General features: G+C 36.5%; 1 pseudogene. It reads left to right on the plus strand.

The window, feature by feature from the left end:
- A pseudogene (locus tag QZ265_RS10925) lies at positions 1–193 on the plus strand (transposase); the annotation flags it as partial.
- Positions 194–1,038: the final 845 nt, after the last annotated feature.

The raw sequence follows: 1,038 nt of genomic DNA on the forward strand, positions 1-1,038 counted from the left end.
GCTGGGTGTTCTCACTGAACTACAAAACCGCGGGGTACAAGATATCCTCATTGCCTGTGTCGACGGCTTAAAGGGCTTCCCTGATGCCATTAACAACGTCTACCCCAATGCTCAGGTTCAGCTGTGTATTGTACACATGGTGCGTTACTCAATGAAGTTCGTACCGTGGACGGATAAGAAGGCCGTAGCAGCTGATTAGATAGTTATCTAGTTTCAATTAAGCAAGGTAAATAAAATCTCTAAAAGAGATGGTGACGATTAATATCAACAAAATGTCTGTAGAAGTAGCTGGTGCAATAAGCGATTTACTAAGTCCATTGACGCTGTTTGTTAAGACCATCACCTCTGATAATGGCAAAGAGCTTACTAATTATTAGCGAGTAAAGCGTTACTTACATGCTATGTTTTATTTAGTTGATACTGATGCCTTTTGCCTTTTGGTAACCAGGCTCTAAGGAAAGCACCAATGGTATTATTAGAAAGTATCTTCCTAAAAGTTGTGATTTTACTCAGGTCAGTAGTGATGACATTTGGTTCATTGAAATAGACTCAATGAGCGACCAAAAAAAAGATTAGAGTTTGAATTCTCGATTAAATTTTCCGTATTGTTGAGTCATGGCGTTGTCCTTTTTTAGGTTAGTATAACCTCTTAAAAGGTGTCTAAACTTATTATGCCACTTCAAAACTCCTAGATGAGGGGCTTTTCAAGCAATTTCTAATAAGTATGCTTATAAGGAATTTATTATGGGTAAGCGAAAAAATGCAACAAACAAGGCGAAAGCAGAACGCAGAAACAGGAGAGAAAAAATTAAAAATAAAAAAAATTACAGCAAGCTGTGGAAAATAAACTATTTACGGAATTACCAGACAATGCTTATTTTAGTGATTCACATACAGGTTCAGTATATAGGTTTTTCGACAAAGAAAGTTATGCGGATGACTTCGCTAAGGGTGAGATTTTTTTAGGTACACTAAATACTTATAGAAACCTTTGCACGATAAGAATAAACCATCCCTAAATCTCAACTTTCACTAAAA

It is taken from the genome of Psychrobacter sp. (assembly GCF_018260395.1).
Classification (GTDB): Bacteria; Pseudomonadota; Gammaproteobacteria; order Pseudomonadales; family Moraxellaceae; genus Psychrobacter.